The organism is Roseateles sp. P5_B10 (assembly GCF_056400485.1).
In genome coordinates, this window is sequence record NZ_JBFULE010001124.1 from 1 (window position 1) to 1,339 (window position 1,339).

Sequence of the window (1,339 nt, forward strand, 5' to 3'; positions counted from 1 at the left end):
CTCAGAAGGATATCGGGAATGATCGGACCATTAGGACCGCCGGGAACTGATGCCGTTGCAACGGTCGGGATCTTCGCGATCTTCGCTGCCTTCGCAAGCGCAATTACGTTGTTACGGAGTTCCCTGTACTCCATATCACGGACCAACTGGAACAATCCGCTCTGATGATCTATCAGCAGCAATACAGCATCGTTGGGGTCAATCATCCACTTGTTTGTCATGTCATTTCCTTTGGTTTTGGAACTGGATACACCGCCTGCAGCAGCGGTGGCTTTGTTTGCCGCTGTCGCCGACGTGGTCAGCAATGTCGTTCCGCCAACTGCAGCGCCGCTAATAAGCATCTCTCTACGCTTCATGTGAATCTCCGATGGGCTGATACTTTTAAATGGGGAACTAGATGTGCTGCCCTAGGCAGCGGGGATCGTGCCTTCCAGCGCACGAATATGTCGTCGGCAGCCAGTACATGGGTCATGGAGCGGCCCCGGTGGACAAAGAGTTTCAATCGGTGGTTGCTGAATTTGCGGATAACTCGGTGGGAACCGAGCGGTCGACGCCGATGACGGTGCGTTAGCCGATCCGCTTGTCACGCCGCAACTCGGCGCCGATGCGCTGAATCTCGGCCTCCCCTTGTGCGAGGGCGGCCTTGCTGGTGTGCACCGAGTAGTAGCCCATCACCAAGTCGTGTGGATGCTTCACCGCCGAGCCGAGGACGAAGGACGTGTCGCCGTGGGCGACGAAGTCGATGGCTTGCTCCGATTCCTCGAACACGGCGAGTTCACCGGTGCCCACCATCCCATTCACGTCGACTCCTCCCGTGCTGACCGCAAACCAGGCCACGGTGTGGCCGGCGGGCGGCGTGTACCGCCAGCGTTCGCTGTCCTTCAAGCTCACGGCCAGGTAGTTCATGCCCGAAGGCGCTGGAATCGGGCTCCGGGCCTTGCCGTAGCTTCCGAGCAGCACACGGGCCGGRCCTTCGTGCGGAACATCTGAAGGTGCCAGGTAAAGGCTTTCCGCGGGTGCGTTCTCTTCCGAGGGCGGCAATGCGACCCAGAGTTGAAAGCCCGACATCTGCACGTCGCCGACGGGTGCACCGATGTGCCACACGCCGTTGCCGGAGCGCATCCACTCCACGCCGCCAGCGGGCAGCACGCCCTTCTTGCCGGTCGTGTCTTCGTAGCGAAGGTTGCCTGTCATCACGAAGGTCAGCGTGGCGATGCCCGAATGCGGATGCATCGCGAAACCCTGGCTGCCAAGACCGGGGCTGAAACTGTTGAGGTCGAGAAACACGAATGGCTTCAGGGACTCGCCGAGGTCACTCGGGCTCACCAGCCGCGTGATC

At 60.2% G+C, this 1,339-nt stretch carries 2 protein-coding genes; both read right to left on the reverse strand.

The genetic code is table 11. The features are described from left to right. The coding region (locus tag AC1DU6_RS31405; RefSeq protein WP_477862071.1) for a cysteine hydrolase family protein at positions 1 to 356 on the reverse strand (356 nt) is incomplete at its 3' end. A gap of 211 nt (positions 357 to 567) precedes the next feature. Next, positions 568 to 1,339: pirin family protein (locus AC1DU6_RS31410; protein WP_477862073.1), on the reverse strand; the 772-nt coding region annotated here is incomplete at its 5' end.